General features: G+C 57.6%; 8 protein-coding genes. 2 read left to right on the top strand and 6 right to left on the bottom strand.

What is annotated here, in order from left to right:
• Positions 1-237: 237 nt before the first annotated feature.
• Positions 238-2220, top strand: a complete 1983-nt coding sequence (locus tag BMW31_RS10400) for a trehalase family glycosidase (protein ID WP_218140606.1) — start codon at positions 238-240, stop codon at positions 2218-2220.
• 80 nt (positions 2221-2300) lie between these two features.
• Here the strand turns inward: BMW31_RS10400 and BMW31_RS10395 are convergent, their stop codons facing one another.
• From BMW31_RS10395 to BMW31_RS10370, 6 genes are all read right to left on the bottom strand, one after another.
• On the bottom strand, positions 2301-3962 hold the full coding sequence (locus BMW31_RS10395; RefSeq protein WP_091825298.1) for a DUF6377 domain-containing protein: 1662 nt from the start codon (positions 3960-3962) through the stop codon (positions 2301-2303).
• 246 nt (positions 3963-4208) lie between these two features.
• On the bottom strand, positions 4209-5333 hold the full coding sequence (locus tag BMW31_RS10390) for a family 16 glycosylhydrolase (RefSeq protein WP_255404938.1): 1125 nt from the start codon (positions 5331-5333) through the stop codon (positions 4209-4211).
• A gap of 12 nt (positions 5334-5345) precedes the next feature.
• Positions 5346-7256: a hypothetical protein gene (locus tag BMW31_RS10385; protein ID WP_255404937.1), complete on the bottom strand. Its 1911-nt coding sequence runs from the start codon at positions 7254-7256 to the stop codon at positions 5346-5348.
• Positions 7257-7279: 23 nt separating this feature from the next.
• Positions 7280-8809 (bottom strand): RagB/SusD family nutrient uptake outer membrane protein, encoded by a 1530-nt coding sequence (locus BMW31_RS10380; RefSeq protein WP_091825295.1) that lies wholly within the window; start codon positions 8807-8809, stop codon positions 7280-7282.
• Positions 8810-8863: 54 nt separating this feature from the next.
• A complete protein-coding gene (locus BMW31_RS10375) occupies positions 8864-12055 on the bottom strand; it encodes a SusC/RagA family TonB-linked outer membrane protein (RefSeq protein WP_091825292.1) in 3192 nt (1063 codons plus the stop codon).
• 364 nt (positions 12056-12419) lie between these two features.
• Positions 12420-13082, bottom strand: a complete 663-nt coding sequence (locus BMW31_RS10370; protein ID WP_091825289.1) for a DUF4377 domain-containing protein — start codon at positions 13080-13082, stop codon at positions 12420-12422.
• 440 nt (positions 13083-13522) lie between these two features.
• On the opposite strand from BMW31_RS10370, the gene BMW31_RS10365 reads away from it, so the two are divergent.
• Positions 13523-14803 (top strand): BaiN/RdsA family NAD(P)/FAD-dependent oxidoreductase, encoded by a 1281-nt coding sequence (locus BMW31_RS10365; protein WP_091825286.1) that lies wholly within the window; start codon positions 13523-13525, stop codon positions 14801-14803.
• Positions 14804-14810 lie beyond the last annotated feature (7 nt).

Genomic DNA, 14810 nt, shown 5'->3' with positions numbered 1-14810 from the left:
CTTTCTCAACATTCCTGCAATCCAATGGCTTTCAGGTTCCTTGTCTCCTTCAGCTTCCGTAATTACCAATGGCCTTCAGGTTCCTTGTCTCCTTCAGCTTCCGTAATTACCAATGGCCTTCAGGTTCCTTGTCTTTCTCAACATTCCTGCAATCCAATGGCCTTAACTTCTTTATCTACCTTAACTTCTTTAACTTCTTACATCCGACGTTTCTCCTTGCAAAGTTAGCGAAAAAACATGAAACCGCCGTCCTCTGGAGCCATGAATTACGCCCCGGCACAGACTGCAGGCAGCGTTCGCGGCAGCGCCGGCAAGCGGATTTTCTTCATTTTTCTGCTCCACGGGTTGATGGTATCAATCGTTTTTGCTATATTTGCACGCATACCATTATGCCAACGGCAGGAGGCTGCCAGGAACGCAACAACCCCACCTGCGGCGGCAACGCGAAAGCCGGGGCCACGCACCCGGCGGCGTTCTCCGCGCCCTGCCGGCTCTCCGGCCCACCGCTCCAACCAAACCAACGAAGCTAAGAACATGAACCCAAGACACTTTTCAATCTCCGCAGCCGTCCTCTTTCTCGCGCTGCTTGCAACGGGATGCGGCAACAAGACCACCGACACAACCGCACTGGTGCTGCAAAGTCCCGAGACAATGTACGGACAACTCTTCTACGACGTGATGCAAACCGACTCGCTCTTCGGCCCCGGCAGGCTCTTTGCCGACTCGAAGGACTTCCTGGACTGCACGCCTAAACAGGACACCGACGACATTCTGCGCGCCTACGAAGCGCAGCAGCCGAAGGGCGCCACGCAGCTGGCAGCCTTCCTGAAGGCGCACTTCGCGCTGCCTGCCGATGAGGCCAAGGCCTTTGGCGACAGCAGTGACATCGGCACGCACATACGGAAACTGTGGACCGTACTGCGCCGCAGCTCCAACGACCTGCCCCATCCCGGCACGCTGATACCGCTGCGGCACAGCTACATCGTGCCCGGCGGGCGCTTCCGTGAGATATACTACTGGGACAGCTACTTTACGATGCTGGGCCTGATAGCCGACGGCGAGACGGAACTGGCAGAGGAGATGACGGCCAACTTTGCCGACCTGATAACCCTGGTGGGCTTCATTCCCAACGGCAACCGCACCTACTACTTGAGCCGCTCGCAGCCTCCGTTCTTTGCATACATGGTAGACGCCATTGCCGACAGCAAGGCCGACAGCACCGTGTACACCCACTACCTGCCGCAACTGCAGGCCGAGTACGACTTCTGGATGGCGGGGCGCAAGTCGCTCTCGGCTGCTAACCCGGCCAGCCTCCACTGCGTCCGCATGCCCGACGGCGAGATACTGAACCGCTACTGCGACCGTTTGGACACGCCGCGTGGGGAGATGTACCGCAACGACATGGAGACCGCGCGCCAGCTGCAGGCCCTCCATCACCCCTCACCTAACACCCATCACCCCTCACCCAACATCCAACACCCCTCATCCACCACCCACCACGCCCTCTTCCGCCACCTCCGTTCGGCGGCCGAATCGGGCTGGGATTTCTCTTCGCGCTGGCTTACCGACGAGCGTAACCTGCACACTATCCATACCACCGACTTTGTTGCCGTTGACCTCAACGCACTGCTCTGCCACCTGGAGCAGACGCTCGCCAAGGCTTACGCCCTGCAGGGCGACCGCCGGCAGGCCGACTTCTACGCCCTGCAGGCCGGCAAACGCATCAGCGCCATCGGCAAATACTGCTGGGACAGGCAGCGTGGCGCCTTCTTCGACTACGACATCAGCCGCCGCGAACGCAGCCGGCGCCTGACTGCTGCCACGGCTTTCCCGCTCTTTACGGCCATCGCCACGCGGCAACAGGCAGAGCGCACGGCCGCCGTTATCAGGCAACAACTGCTGCGACGGGGCGGCATCGTGACCACAAACGTGAACTCCGGACAGCAGTGGGACGCCCCCAACGGGTGGGCACCCCTGCAGTGGATTACCTTCAGAGGGCTGATTAACTACGGCATGCAGGCCGATGCCGTAACGCTGCGGAAGCGCTGGACGGGCATGGTAGAACAGGTTTACGCCCACACCCACAGGCTGCTTGAGAAGTACAACGTGGTGAACGTGAGCGATACGGGCGGCGGCGAATACCAAAACCAGGACGGTTTCGGCTGGACCAACGGCGTGTACCGGGCCATGAAGACGTGCAACACCGGGCCCCGCAAATAGTTCCCGTTACCCCTGACGGGGGCGGACGGGACAAAACAAAACCGCCGGACAGCACATCTTGCTTGCTGTCCGGCGGTTTTTCAGGTACGGTTCTGGGTGCCCAGTTTCTTCACCTTGCGCTCAAAGTTGTCGCGGTCGGCCACGGCCCAGTTCTTCACCCGCGCCCTGTAATTGTAAATGGTGTTGACCGAGTAGTGCAGAAACTCGGCTATCTTAGAGCTGTCCTCTATGCCCACACGTATGAGGGCGAAGATGCGGAGCGACACGGGCATGTGGCCATCGTCCGTGAGCTGTATCTGTTGTTGTGGCAGGAGCAGGGCGTTGAACTCCTCAACAAAGGTGGGGAAGAGGTGCAGGAAGGCGTCGTCGAAGTTGTTGTAAAGCTCGTCGAGCTCGCGCTCCTTGAGCGTGGTGGAACGCGTTTCCCGGAACAACTCGTCGTACTGCCTGTTCTTCATCATCTTGTTGACCTTGCGGCGGAAGGACTCTATCTTGTCTACATAGAGCGAGCAGAGGCTCATGAAGCGGCCGATGTACTCCTCCTTGACGCGGTTCGACTCGCCCAACTTGAGGTTGCTGCTGGCCAGCTGGCGGTTGAGTTCGGAGAGACGGCTGTTGATTTCGGACAGCTGTGCATTGGAGTGCTTGAGCTTTCGGCCTGCAAGGGCGAGCTTCTTGCGCTGACTGTTCACGTAAAAAACCGACACCAGCAACAGCAAAGCCAGCACGGCACTGAAGAGCGCGGCCACCATCACCAGCCGCGTTTTGCGCTCGTTCTCCTGCTTGTAGCGGTTGGCAATGTCGGCCAGCAGGGGCGATATCTGCCAGCGGCGCTGTCTGGAACCGAAGCGGTTGGCACTCTCGCTGGTGAAGGAAATGTAGCGGTAGCTGCGGTCTACATCGCCCTGAAGCATCAGCTGGTTTGATATTTCCCACATGGAGCCCTGGTCCATCACGCCGTTACGTACATCGGCCAGGGCCGACTCTGCCAGCCAGTACATCATGCGCGTAGTATCGTTAACGGCTTTGTACTCCAGGTAGCGGTACAGTGCTACCATGGCATAGCGGTGGGAACCCTTGCGGACGGTCTTGAGCCACTCGGTGTTGAGCCGCATGGAGGCCGCATGGTCGCCCTGGTTCATGAGGTGCAGCTCGCGGGTGCGGTAGCTCAGGTCGGAGTGGGGCGATATGTGAGCCAGCATGAGCTGCTCGAACTTGTCGGCCTCCGCGCGGTAGTGGCGCTTCAGTGCAGCCACGGAGGTGTAGTAGGCCAGCTCGTTGTTGCGGTTGTAGCAGGCATGGAAGTACTCTCCCACATCGTCGGGGCCGAGCAGGTTCTGGTCTACCAGCTGCAGGTATTCCTGTGCTTCGTCGTAAAGACCGGTGTTCGAGCAGCAGAGCGACAGCAGGATGTTGCAGCGGTTGCGCCTGCGGGCGTCGTTCATCTGTGCGGCTATCTGCTCGCAGCGCATGAGCCAGTCCATGGCCGAGTAGTTCTCAAACGGCCGGTACTCCTCGTAAAGCTGGTAGCAGATGGCGTACTTGAGCTCGTTACTGACCGCCCGCTGCAGTTGCTGCTTGAGCTGGGCGATGCTTTTCTCCTTGCGCGCCACGTAAAAGGACGAGTTGTCGATGGCTTCGTCCAGGCAGGCGTAGATGGAGTCGAGGTTGTGCAGGGGTTCGGCTGCCCGCACGCAGAGCGGCGCGAGCAACAGCAGGAGGGGCAGGAGATATTGTTTCATGGAGCTGTCGGTAAGGGATTGGACGGTACAAAGGTAATGGTTTTAGGTCTATCGGCAAAGAGCTGCGGACAGAAAAAACCTCGCGGGCAGGCCTGGCTGCCGGCATCGTCTCCGCCGAAAATCAGGGAGACAGGGCCGACGGCAGGCACTGCGCCGCGAGGCTGTTATCCTACATCATCCTAAATCATATAACCTTAATATACAGTTTTATTTCACAAAGCCCGCCGGCTTGCTACAGTGTTGTTGCTATTTCTGGTAAACGCGCAGGTAATCTACCTCCATGGTGGCGGGCAGTACGCTCTCGTCTACGCCCTGCTGGCCGCCCCAGGCTCCGCCCCATGCAAGGTTGAAGATGGGGTAGAAGGCCGAGTCGAAGGGCCAGGCATCCTTGCCCGTACCATCGTTCTGGTAGGTGAGCAGCTTTTCACCGTCAATGTAGAAGGTCATGTAGTCAGCCGTCCACTCCATGGCGTACACGTGGAAGCCGTCGGTAGCACCGCTTACCTTGCGGTTGGCGCTCTCTGTGGCCGTTCCGGTGTTGTTGTACTTGTTGCAGTGAATGGTGCTGTAAATCACGTCCTGGTTAAAGCCCACGTGCTCCATGATGTCGATTTCGCCGTCGCCGGGCCAGCTGCTGAAGTTGACGGGCATCATCCAGAAGGCCGGCCAGGTGCCCTTGCCCTTGGGAAGTTTGAGCTTGGCCTCGATGTAACCGTAGCGGTAGCCCGTCTTGACGTTGGCATATACGCGGCCCGAGTAGACCTTGTCGTCCAGCTTGAAGCAATGAATGAGCATCTTGCCGTTGCGCACCTCGGTCACTCGGTGGCCGTCTATCTGGCCGTTTACATAGGCTTGCAGCTCGTTGTTTACCCAGTAGGGGTCCTTCACCTCGTGCGTCCAGCTGGCAGCAGAGAGCTCGCCGTCCTTGTCGAATTCATCATGGAAAACGAGTTTATAGTCGTTGCCCAAGGGGCATTTCAGTGAGTCAGGTTTGGCTCCGGCTGCCTGTTTGACGAAGAAATAGCCCCGGCCCGTTCCTGAGAGCAGCGTGAGGGTGGCTATACGCTCCTTCTCCGTGGCGTTGCTGTCTACGGTTACGATGAGCGTACCCTTACGTGTTGTTCCGTTGTTGGGGCTTACCTTGGCCCAGGCAGCAGAGCTGATGACTGCCCACTCCTGGTCGGTGGTGAAGGTGACCGAATCTTGGCCGCCTGCAGGGGATAGGAAGAGACTGTCTGCTGAGAGCTTGATGTTGGGGCTTTGCGTTCCTATGGGCTCCACATCAGCACCATTGTCGTCGCTGCTACAGGCGGTGAAGCCTGCAGCCAATGCAAAGAGAAAGCTGGCAAATATCATTTTTTTCATATTCATTGTTCTTGTTTTTTATTCCGTTTTCTTGAGTACAATATCCTTGACGATAACCTCCGTGTTGGCAGGATTTCCGCCGAAGTCGAGATAGAGGTCAATGGACTCCATGTCGTCGGGTGCCACCTGTGCCGGGAACTTGATGACATTATCCTCTCCGCCGGTGAGGTTTACCTGCTTGGCAAAGAAGAAGATGCCGTCATTGTCTTTGCCGTGCTTCACGAGTTTTATGGTTACATTGGTCAAATCGACATTAGGAGCCATCACGCAGCCAAAGTCGAAGGTATCGCCCTTGGCGCAGGAGAGCGGCGTAAAGAATGCTACCTGGTTCTGCCATTGCAGGACTGTGGGCTGTGGGAAGGTGAGGGTGTAGACATTGCCCTCATGTTTAAAGCCCTGATGTTCGGCATAGGGGGCCCAACTTCCGTCGGTGTAATTGAAGAACATCTCGCAATCGGTAGCGTCGACCGTTTTCCACAGGTTATTAGGTGTATCGTAAGCGTAGGGCGTGTTGTCTTCAGTTGGAGGTGGGGCAGGATGACCAGCGCCGTCATCGCAGTCGTGCTCCTTGAATACTACGTCACTTACTCTGACTGTTGTGCCTGCTGGATTTCCGCCGAAGTCGAGAACAAGGTCTACGTTGGCCATGTCAATCCCTTTCAGATTGTCTTTATAGAACACAACTTCGTCTCCCCCAGCCAAATCTACATGGTCTTCAAAGAAGTAGTTGTTGGCATCATCGTGGTTGACGAGCTTTATCGTAGCCCCTTTCACATCCTTCGAGGCTTCTATCTTGAGTGAGAAGTCGTATCGGGTGGCTGCATTGGAAGTCATGTCGGTAAAGAACTTGACCTGTGCCTGCCACAGTTGCGACGAAGCATCGGGCAGGGTAATGGTGTAGGAACCACTGCCGTTGTCGGCAAATCCAATGGGGTTGGGGTTCGTTGTCCAATCGTTACCGTTGGCATAGAAGAAGTCGTTGGTGTAGTGCATGGACTTCCACATGTTGCAGTTGCTGTCATACTTGTAGCCACTGAAGGTAGGCGTGGTAACTACATCGTCCGTGCTGGTGAGGATAAAGTGCCAGGCAATGGAGCCGTTGTCGTAAACCAGCACCATCTTTCGGGAGGTAAGGTCTTCTATCCGGAAGCGGGGATGCTCGTATTGGTCGGCAGTGGAGAGGTAAGGGAACAGCGTTTTGTCGGCCAGGACGAGAAACTTCTGCTCGCCGTCCATCACAACCTTGTAGGTTGACTGCTGCGTCTGCACCTGTGCCATGTAGTCGGAACCGTTGTTGGTATTGAACTCATTGAAGAGTCCACTGCCCGTATTGACGAACACGGTGCCGCCTTCGCCCGGGTTGTAGGTATATCCGCCTTCGGCTGTAAAGGTAATCCGGTCGTCGTAAAGTCCCATGTCGGCTTTCTCGTCGGCAGCAGCACGCCACCAGTTGGTGCCGTCGGTGCCCGGTTGGCCACAGGCCATGTGGGCAGGCTGGGCATGGTCGATGCGCCACTCCTTACCTACAAGGCGGGTGATGATGGTCGGGTCGAGTAAGTCATTATCCACTTGGAACTGCTTACGCAGGCCGGCACGGCTGAAACCGTTACGGTTGGCCACGTGGAGTTCTGCGGAATAGGTTCCGCGAGTGCTGTAGATTTTGGTCAAATTCGTCAAGGTTGAGTAGAAATCAGGTGTGCCGTCCATGTTCGTATCGATAAACCACACGGGATAACAACCGGTCGGCAGCTGGCCAACCGACATGCTTACCTCGTTTGTGGTCTGGTCTACGCTGACCGTACAGTCCAGCCCTTCGATGGTTGGCAGGCCGTTTTCGTCGGCTCCCTCGTAGTCTTCGGGCGAGCAGGCCGTCATTGCCAAGCCTGCCAGAAGCGCCATGGCCATATATTTAAAACTGTGTCTTTTCATATTGCTTTGTGCTGATTAAAACATTAATAGTCTGAATTTTGCTTCAAGGTGGGGTCTTTCGATATCTCCGTATAGGGTATGGGCTGATACTTCCGGGCCGGAGTCCACGAGTTGGTGCGGTACTCCTGCCGTGGACCGAGTACGCTCGCGGCCTTGTCGGTACGCACTAAATCCCAGTAACGCTTGCCCTCGCCGAGGAATTCCAGATGCCTCTCGTTGATTACATCGTCCGCGGTGACGGTTGCCAAAGGCTCTATGCCGGCACGCTGACGTACTTGGTTCACGTAGTCCCTGGCCGTGGCATTGCTGCCGCCGGTCTGCAGGAGCAGCTCTGCTGCATTGAGCAGCGTCTCTGCATAGCGGTAAATGCGCAGGTTGTTGTTGTAGTTCAGCTGCTTGTCACCCGTAGCCCGCTCCACGTTCTTGGAGTAGGCAGTGAACTTGCCGCACCAGAAACCGGTGTTCTGATAGCGCGGTTTGAAGTTCGGATTGGCATCGGTGTAGCTGCGGATGTCGAGCACCGAGGCATCGCGACGGCTGTCCCCGTCCTCGAACATGTTGTAAGCCGACTCGCGGACAGGGCAGAATCCCCAGCCGTCATCTATGCCCAGCTCGGGTATTCCGCCCGGAACGGAGGCCAAACGGGGCAGCACCGTGCCGCCGGCAAAGATGGCATCGCCCGTTCCCCAGCCGCGACTTGTCTTGTAATCAGAGTAGTTTACCTCGAAGATACTTTCCTCGCACCACTCTCCCGCGGCTGTAAACAGGTCGGCATAGCTGCCGTGCAGGCCGAACGACCCGCTGTTGATAATCTCCTGCATGTAGCCCAGTGCTTTCTGGTAACGTGTCTGGTCTTTCTGGTACATCACCATTTCAGTAAAGAGCATGTAGGCCGTTGGCTGTGTTACTCGTCCCAGATTGTTGTCGTCCCAGCGGGTGGGCAGCACCTTCATGTTGATGACTTCTTCCAAGTCCAGGATAACTTTCTCGTACACCTCGTCGGCAGTCAGCTGTGGTGCCGTGAACGGTTCGGAAAGGTTCTCGAAGTAGAAGGGGATGTTGCCCCAGAACTTCCACAACATATTATAATAGTAGGCGCGCAGCGTGCGGGCTTCGGCCGTCCACAGCTTGAATGTGTTTTCGGACAGTGCAGCCTTATGTTCGTCGGCATACTTCAACAGGTCGTTGGAGCGTTTGATGCCCGAGTACATGTTACTCCACATGCCGCTCATGCAGTTGTTGGGCTGAGCTTCGTAGTTGGCCATCAGATGCCAGAACTGATTATCGGTCGCACTCTGTCCTCCAACGAGAATGTCGTCGGCCATGATGTCGCTCATCACGTTCTGCGGATTGTACTGTATGCCGTTCCAGTCGTTCCACTGCAGCGGGCTGTAGGCTGCTATGAGCGACTGGCTGATGTGTGTGGAGTCCGTATAGTAGGTCTCCACGAAATCCTGGGTATGAGACTTCACTTCCAGGAAGCTGTCTCCGCAGCCGGTCAGTACAGCCAATCCTGCCAGCATGCCTGTCTTGATGATATGGTTGGTTTTCATGTCTTTTTCTGTTTAAAGAGTTGAAGATTGATGCTTTTCTCCGTTGCCTGTGGTCTAAAAGCTGATGTTGCAGCCCACGGTCCATGTGCGGGCTTGTGGATAGATGCCATAGTCAACGCCGAGCGAGGTACCGTTGTTGCCGGTAGGTATTTCGGGGTCGAAGCCTGCATACTTGGTAAACGTGAGCAGATTCTCCGCTGCCACGAACACGCGCAGGCGCTGTAGGCGAACCTTCTGCGTCAGAGTACGCGGCAGGGTGTAGCCCAGCTGGATGTTCTTCAGGCGCAGGTAGCTGCCGTCGGTCAGGTAAAGGTCGGACGAGCGCCAGTTGTTCGACGTGTCGCCAATGCGGAAGATGGGATACTTGTTGGATGTTCCCTCACCCGTCCAGCGGCCCAGCATCCAGGTTGGCAGGTTGATGAAGTCGATGTCGGTACGGCGGGTGGCGTCAAAGATGTCGTTGCCTGCCACGCCCTGCAGCATCAAGCTGAAGTCGAATCCCTTCCAGTCGGCCGTGAAGTTGAGGCCGAACGTCCAGTCGGGCATGCCCTTGCCAATCTTGGTCTGGTCGTCGTCGTTGAGTACGCCGTCGCCGTTCACGTCCACGAAGCGTACGTCGCCCGGCCTTGCGTTGGGCATCAGCAGCTCGCCGTCCTTGTTCACGTAGGCAGCTACCTCGGCCTCGTTCTGGAACACGCCATTAGTTTTGAAACCGTAGAAGAAGGGGAACGGCAGCCCGTTCTCTGCCCGCGTAATGGTTCCTACGATATTGAAGTTGTCCAGATTGGCCATACCCGTCTCGTTGCCATACGTCACGAGCTTGTTCTTCAGATAAGCTGCGTTGCCGCTGACGCGGAAATGCGCGTCGGCAATGTGCCACTTATAGCTCATCTCCAGCTCGATACCCGAGTTCTCCATCACGCCCACATTGCCCATTGGCTTGGTTTCGCCAACGTAGTCGGGTATGTTCATAGCCATCAGCATACCGTTGGTTTTCTTGTAATAGTAGTCGGCTGTAAAGGTAAGGGCGTTGTTTAGGAAGCCGAGGTCAAGCCCCAAGTCGGTCTGCACGCTCTCCTCCCACTTCAGGTCGGGGTTAGGCAGTCCCGAGGCCTTACTGCCCGTTTGCGAGTGGTCGTCGCGGCCCAGAATGTAGTTATTATTGTTGCCCGTGGCAGCCAGCACGGTGTAGCGGAAGTTTCCGATGTTCTCGTTACCGTTCTTACCCCAGCTGAAACGCAGCTTGCCATTGGAGAGCCAGCTGCGCTGAGCCTCCATGAAGCGCTCGTTGATAAAGTTCCAGCCCAGCGAGAACGACGGGAAGGTGGCGTAGTGGTTGTTACTGCCGAAGCGCGAACTGCCGTCTCTGCGTACGGTAGCCTCGGCCATGTAGCGCTCGTCGTAGTTGTAGCTTACGCGGCCGAAGAGCGACGAGAGCCTGGCTTCGTCGTTGGGCGCGCCGCTCACGTACTGCTTGCCGTCGGCCGACTGGCCTGTGGCGGCGTCGATGTAGGGGCGGGCCAGGTTGATGATGTCATCGCGGCTGCCGCTCAGATAGGCGCCGCTGCTCTCCTTGGCACTCTGTCCCAGCACCACGTTTACATGGTGCAGGCCGAACTGGCGGTCAAAGGTGAGCGTGTTCTCTACCTGCCATACGGTGCCCCGACTCGATGAAGAGCTGGCGTTGGTCTTGTCGGAACTGTAACCGGCGCGTATATAATAAATAGGTGTATAGCCGTCGGAACCCCAGAAACTCTGGTCGGCACCGTACGAGAAGCGGTAGGTCAGTCCTTCCCACAGCTGCAGGGCGGCACTGAAGTTGGCCACGAACTTGTGGCTCCAGTTCTTGGTTGGGGGCAGCGCCAGTATGGCCAGCGGGTTGCCCATCTCGTTGTAATCGCTGCCGGGGTTGGTGTACACCTCGTGATGTCCTTTCGCGTCAACCCGCCCGGTGTAGAAAGGAACGTAGAGATTGTACTGCCTCTGGTTGGCCAGTACGTGCGCATCGGCCGCCTCACCACCAATAGTAGGCGTGAGGATGGGCGAAAGCGTGAGGGCCGAACCCAGTACCGAGCCCCAGCCGGAGTTGGTGTCGATGCCGGTGGAGTGGATACGCGCGTACGAGAGGTTGGCCGTAAGGTCCAGCTTGTTGAGCCAGCTGCGCTCCTTGGTGGCGTCGAACACGTTGTACTTCGTGTTGCTGCGCAGGGTCAGGCGGTCGTAGTTAGAGCGGCCGTAGTTGCCGCCCACGATGCCCTCCTGCTTGTAGTAGCCCATGGAGAGGTAGTAGTTTATCTTCTCGCTGGCGCCGCTCAGGTTCAGCTCGTGGTTCATCACGGGCGCGTTGTCGTTAAACACCTCGTCCTGCCAGTCGGTGCCCTTGCCTATGCGGTTGCCGTAAACATCGGTCAGCTGATAGGGGTCAGCGTACTTGGGAGCACGCCCGGCGTTCACCAGTCCCTCGTTTATCATCACGGCGTAGTTGGTGGCATCCAGCACGTCGCGGTGCTTCCACGGGTTCTGCCAGCCGTAGGAAAAGTTGTAGTTCACCTGTACCTTGCCCATCTTGCCGCCCTTGGTGGTTACCAGCACCACGCCGTTGGCAGCGCGCGCACCGTAGATGGCGCCCGATGCAGCATCCTTCAGCACCTCCAGGCTCTCGATGTCGCTGGGGTTCAGGTAGTCGATGCCGCCCTCAATGGGCATGCCGTCGACAATGTAGATAGGGTCGGAATTGTTGATGGTACCGATACCGCGCACGCGGATTTGCGACCCCGAGCCCGGCTGGCCCGAGCTGGTGGTAACGGTAACGCCCGAGGCCAGGCCCTTCAGGGCGTTGTCCATGCGCAGCGGAGCCGTAGAGGCCAGGTCGTCGCTGTTTACCTTGGCGATGGATGCCGTTACCACGCTCTTCTTCTGCACGCCGTAACCCACCACCACGACCTCGTCGAGCGACTCCTGGCTGTCCTTGAGCACGATGCGCAGGTTGTCGCTTGCAGGCACCCGCTGCGTGTCATATCCTATGTAGGAGATAACCAGCGTGGAGCCCGGTGCTACCGAGACGCTGAACCTACCGTCTATATCAGTGACGGAACCCTGTGCAGTTCCCTCCTGAACAACGGAAGCTCCAATGATTGGCTCACCCTGGCTGTCGACTACGATGCCCGTATAAGTCTTGTTCTGGGCAAACGTCAACGCCGAAACCAATAGCGCCGCAAACAGTAATAGTAATCTGAAATGTTTCATGTTACAAGCCTTTGATTAACAGTTGTAGGTTTAGTTAGTTGTCATTAACACTGCAAATATAAATCAAAAAAGGCTGAATGGTTTCGCACAAAGAATGGAAAGTGGACGATACAGCCGGCTGTTGAAACATAAAAACATGATAATCAACACGTTCCGTTCTGCCCAGTATAAACTAAAAGTGGACGGTATGTAGACGTAACAACACCCCTCCGGGCTCTTTTACGCACCCTTTCAGGCGGCCTGCCGGTATGCCGCAGCCGCAGCTTATGCCTGCAACAAACCTGCGGGAGGGTGAAGAACGGCCTGCCGTTAAGCCGTCTTCACCCTCCCGCAGCACCATGCCAGCCGTGCCCGGTGCGTGCAGTTACTGCCCGGGCATGGGCCCCACGCGGGTAGCAGAGAGCACTTCGACCAGGCGGAACTTGTCGGTATGGTTGTTCACATAGTTCGTGGGCTTGGCCTGCGGGTACACTTTAACCTTTACCCGGTACTGCCACAGCGCGTCGGGATTGTTGGGTCTGAAGCCTATGATTTCGCCCCGGCACAGGGTGAACTCCTCGCCCGTAGCTTCGTTTCGGGCCTTGTAGTAAAGGCCGTCTTGGTCAACGGCGTCCTCAAGGAGCAGCGTTTCCTCGTGCGCTTGGCTCTCGTCGATGCCCACATGGCGCTTGCTGATGACTTTGAGCAGCTCGTATTCGTAGGCCGGACCGTCGCCCGCCACGTAATCCCACTTGTTTGGCGTGGCATGAATGCGGATGGTGTAGGCATTGCCTTCCTCGAACGTGAAGCCTTTAATTTCCGTTGTGCCGAACGTGTAGGTTTCTCCCTTGTCGTTGGTGCCGTAAAAACAGGTTACCAGATAGTTCCGCGGACCCATCACAACGCCCGTGAAGCCCAGTTCGGGCTGCACCTCCAGCGTTGTGGTATAGGGCTTGCCGACGTAGCCGTCCCAATCGTCACTGCACGCGGTGGCGGCCGTCAGGAGCGTGCAGGCCAGTAAGATGCGAAGGCAGAAGTTCCGTTTCATTTTCTTTCGGGTTAAAAGTTGATGTCCTATTCCTTATTATATATGTTGTAACTCCGGCCGGCCGCAAACCTTGCAGCAGTTTTTGTTAAATCTGCTTCTTTTTCTTTTGCTGCGCCACGCAGCCGCTACAATGCCGTGCTTCGATAGTGCCGGCCGGCTTGCAAGCCCTTTTTCCGGTATGAAAATGCAGCGCACAGGATGCCCGGAGACATGCTTCGGGAACTTTCGACAAGTGTCGAACGATGGTGTGACAAGTGTCGAATTCATGTGCGACACTTGTCGAAAGTTCCTGAACGATACCTTCGGGGCGACCGCCTGCGGCAGGCGGGAACGCGGCAGGCGGCCCGGCAGACCGCTGAACCTGCGGCCGACAGCGGAAAAAAATAACGTGCCGTACAGCAGGAATTCTGAATTTAATCGCTATCTTTGCCGCCGACACAATGGAAAAGACCATCGACATAGCCGTAGTGGGCGGGGGGGCAGCCGGTTTCATGGCCGCCGTTACAGCCCGGCAGCAGCTGCCCGGAGCGCGTGTAGTCATTCTGGAGCGCGCCCGCAAGGTGCTGGCCAAGGTGCTGATATCGGGCGGCGGGCGCTGCAACCTTACCAATTCGTTTGCCTCTGTGAGTGACTTGAGGCAGGTGTATCCGCGCGGCCACAAGCTCATGAAGCGCCTCTTCAACACCTTCGGGCCTGCAGAAGCCCGGCAGTGGTTCGAGAGTCGCGGCGTTCCCTTGGTGGTGCAGGCCGACGAGTGCGTGTTTCCGCAGTCGCAGGATTCGCACTCCGTTACCCGTTGCCTTACCGACGAGGCGCGCCGACTGGGCGTTGAGGTGCGCACGGAGCACACGCTCACGGCCGTGCGGCGGCTGGACGACGGCCGCCTGCAGCTGCTTTTCAACGAGCAGGAGCCGCTCTGCTGCCGCCGCGCCGCCATCACTACGGGCGGCTCTCCCACCCTGCGTGGCCTGCAACACCTCATGGACATGGGGCACGCCATCGAGCTGCCGGTGCCCTCGCTCTTTACGTTCACCATCGAAGACACGGCCCTGCGCAGCCTCATGGGTACGGTGGCAGAACGCGCCTCGGTAGCCATACCGGGCACCAGGCTGCGTGCCGAGGGCGAACTGCTCATCACTCACTGGGGCATGAGCGGGCCGGCAATCCTGAAACTCTCGTCGCATGCCGCCCGCATCATCAGCGAGCGGCAGTACCGTTTCCCGCTTTCGGTCAACTGGCTGCACCAGTCCAACGCCGCCGTGGTGGAGGAGCAGCTGCGTGCCATCGCTGCTGCCAACGCCCGGAAGCAACTTTCCTCGGCCCGTCTGCAGGCCCTTCCCACCCGTCTGTGGCTCCATCTGCTCACGCGGGCCGGCCTTCCGGCCGAACGGAAATGGGCCGAAATGGGCTCCAGGGGCTTCAACCGGCTCGTTGAAACGCTCACCAACGACGTCTATCAAGTGAGTGGCAAGAGCGCCTTCCGCGACGAGTTCGTTACCTGCGGGGGCGTAAGTCTGCGCAGCATCAACCCCAACACGCTCGAGAGCAGGCACTGCGAGGGGCTCTTCTTCGCCGGAGAGGTGCTCGACATCGACGCCATCACCGGCGGCTTCAACCTCCAGGCAGCGTGGACAACGGGCTACGTGGCAGGCCTCAACATGGCTGCCGGAGCGCGCAGTGAGGCCGAAGAGAACCGTCATCGGCCACCAACCGCGCCGTAAAAGCATC

It is taken from the genome of Prevotella sp. kh1p2 (assembly GCF_900111525.1).
Taxonomy (GTDB): Bacteria; Bacteroidota; Bacteroidia; order Bacteroidales; family Bacteroidaceae; genus Prevotella.
The sequence above is the reverse complement of the archived record's forward strand: the minus strand, read 5'-3'. Positions and strand labels throughout refer to the sequence as shown.

Coding starts and splice junctions, on each gene's coding strand:
- BMW31_RS10400 (WP_218140606.1), top strand. CDS start 238: ATGAAACCGCCGTCCTCTGGAGCCATGAATTACGCCCCGGCACAGACT.
- BMW31_RS10395 (WP_091825298.1), bottom strand. CDS start 3,962: ATGAAACAATATCTCCTGCCCCTCCTGCTGTTGCTCGCGCCGCTCTGC.
- BMW31_RS10390 (WP_255404938.1), bottom strand. CDS start 5,333: ATGAATATGAAAAAAATGATATTTGCCAGCTTTCTCTTTGCATTGGCT.
- BMW31_RS10385 (WP_255404937.1), bottom strand. CDS start 7,256: ATGAAAAGACACAGTTTTAAATATATGGCCATGGCGCTTCTGGCAGGC.
- BMW31_RS10380 (WP_091825295.1), bottom strand. CDS start 8,809: ATGAAAACCAACCATATCATCAAGACAGGCATGCTGGCAGGATTGGCT.
- BMW31_RS10375 (WP_091825292.1), bottom strand. CDS start 12,055: ATGAAACATTTCAGATTACTATTACTGTTTGCGGCGCTATTGGTTTCG.
- BMW31_RS10370 (WP_091825289.1), bottom strand. CDS start 13,082: ATGAAACGGAACTTCTGCCTTCGCATCTTACTGGCCTGCACGCTCCTG.
- BMW31_RS10365 (WP_091825286.1), top strand. CDS start 13,523: ATGGAAAAGACCATCGACATAGCCGTAGTGGGCGGGGGGGCAGCCGGT.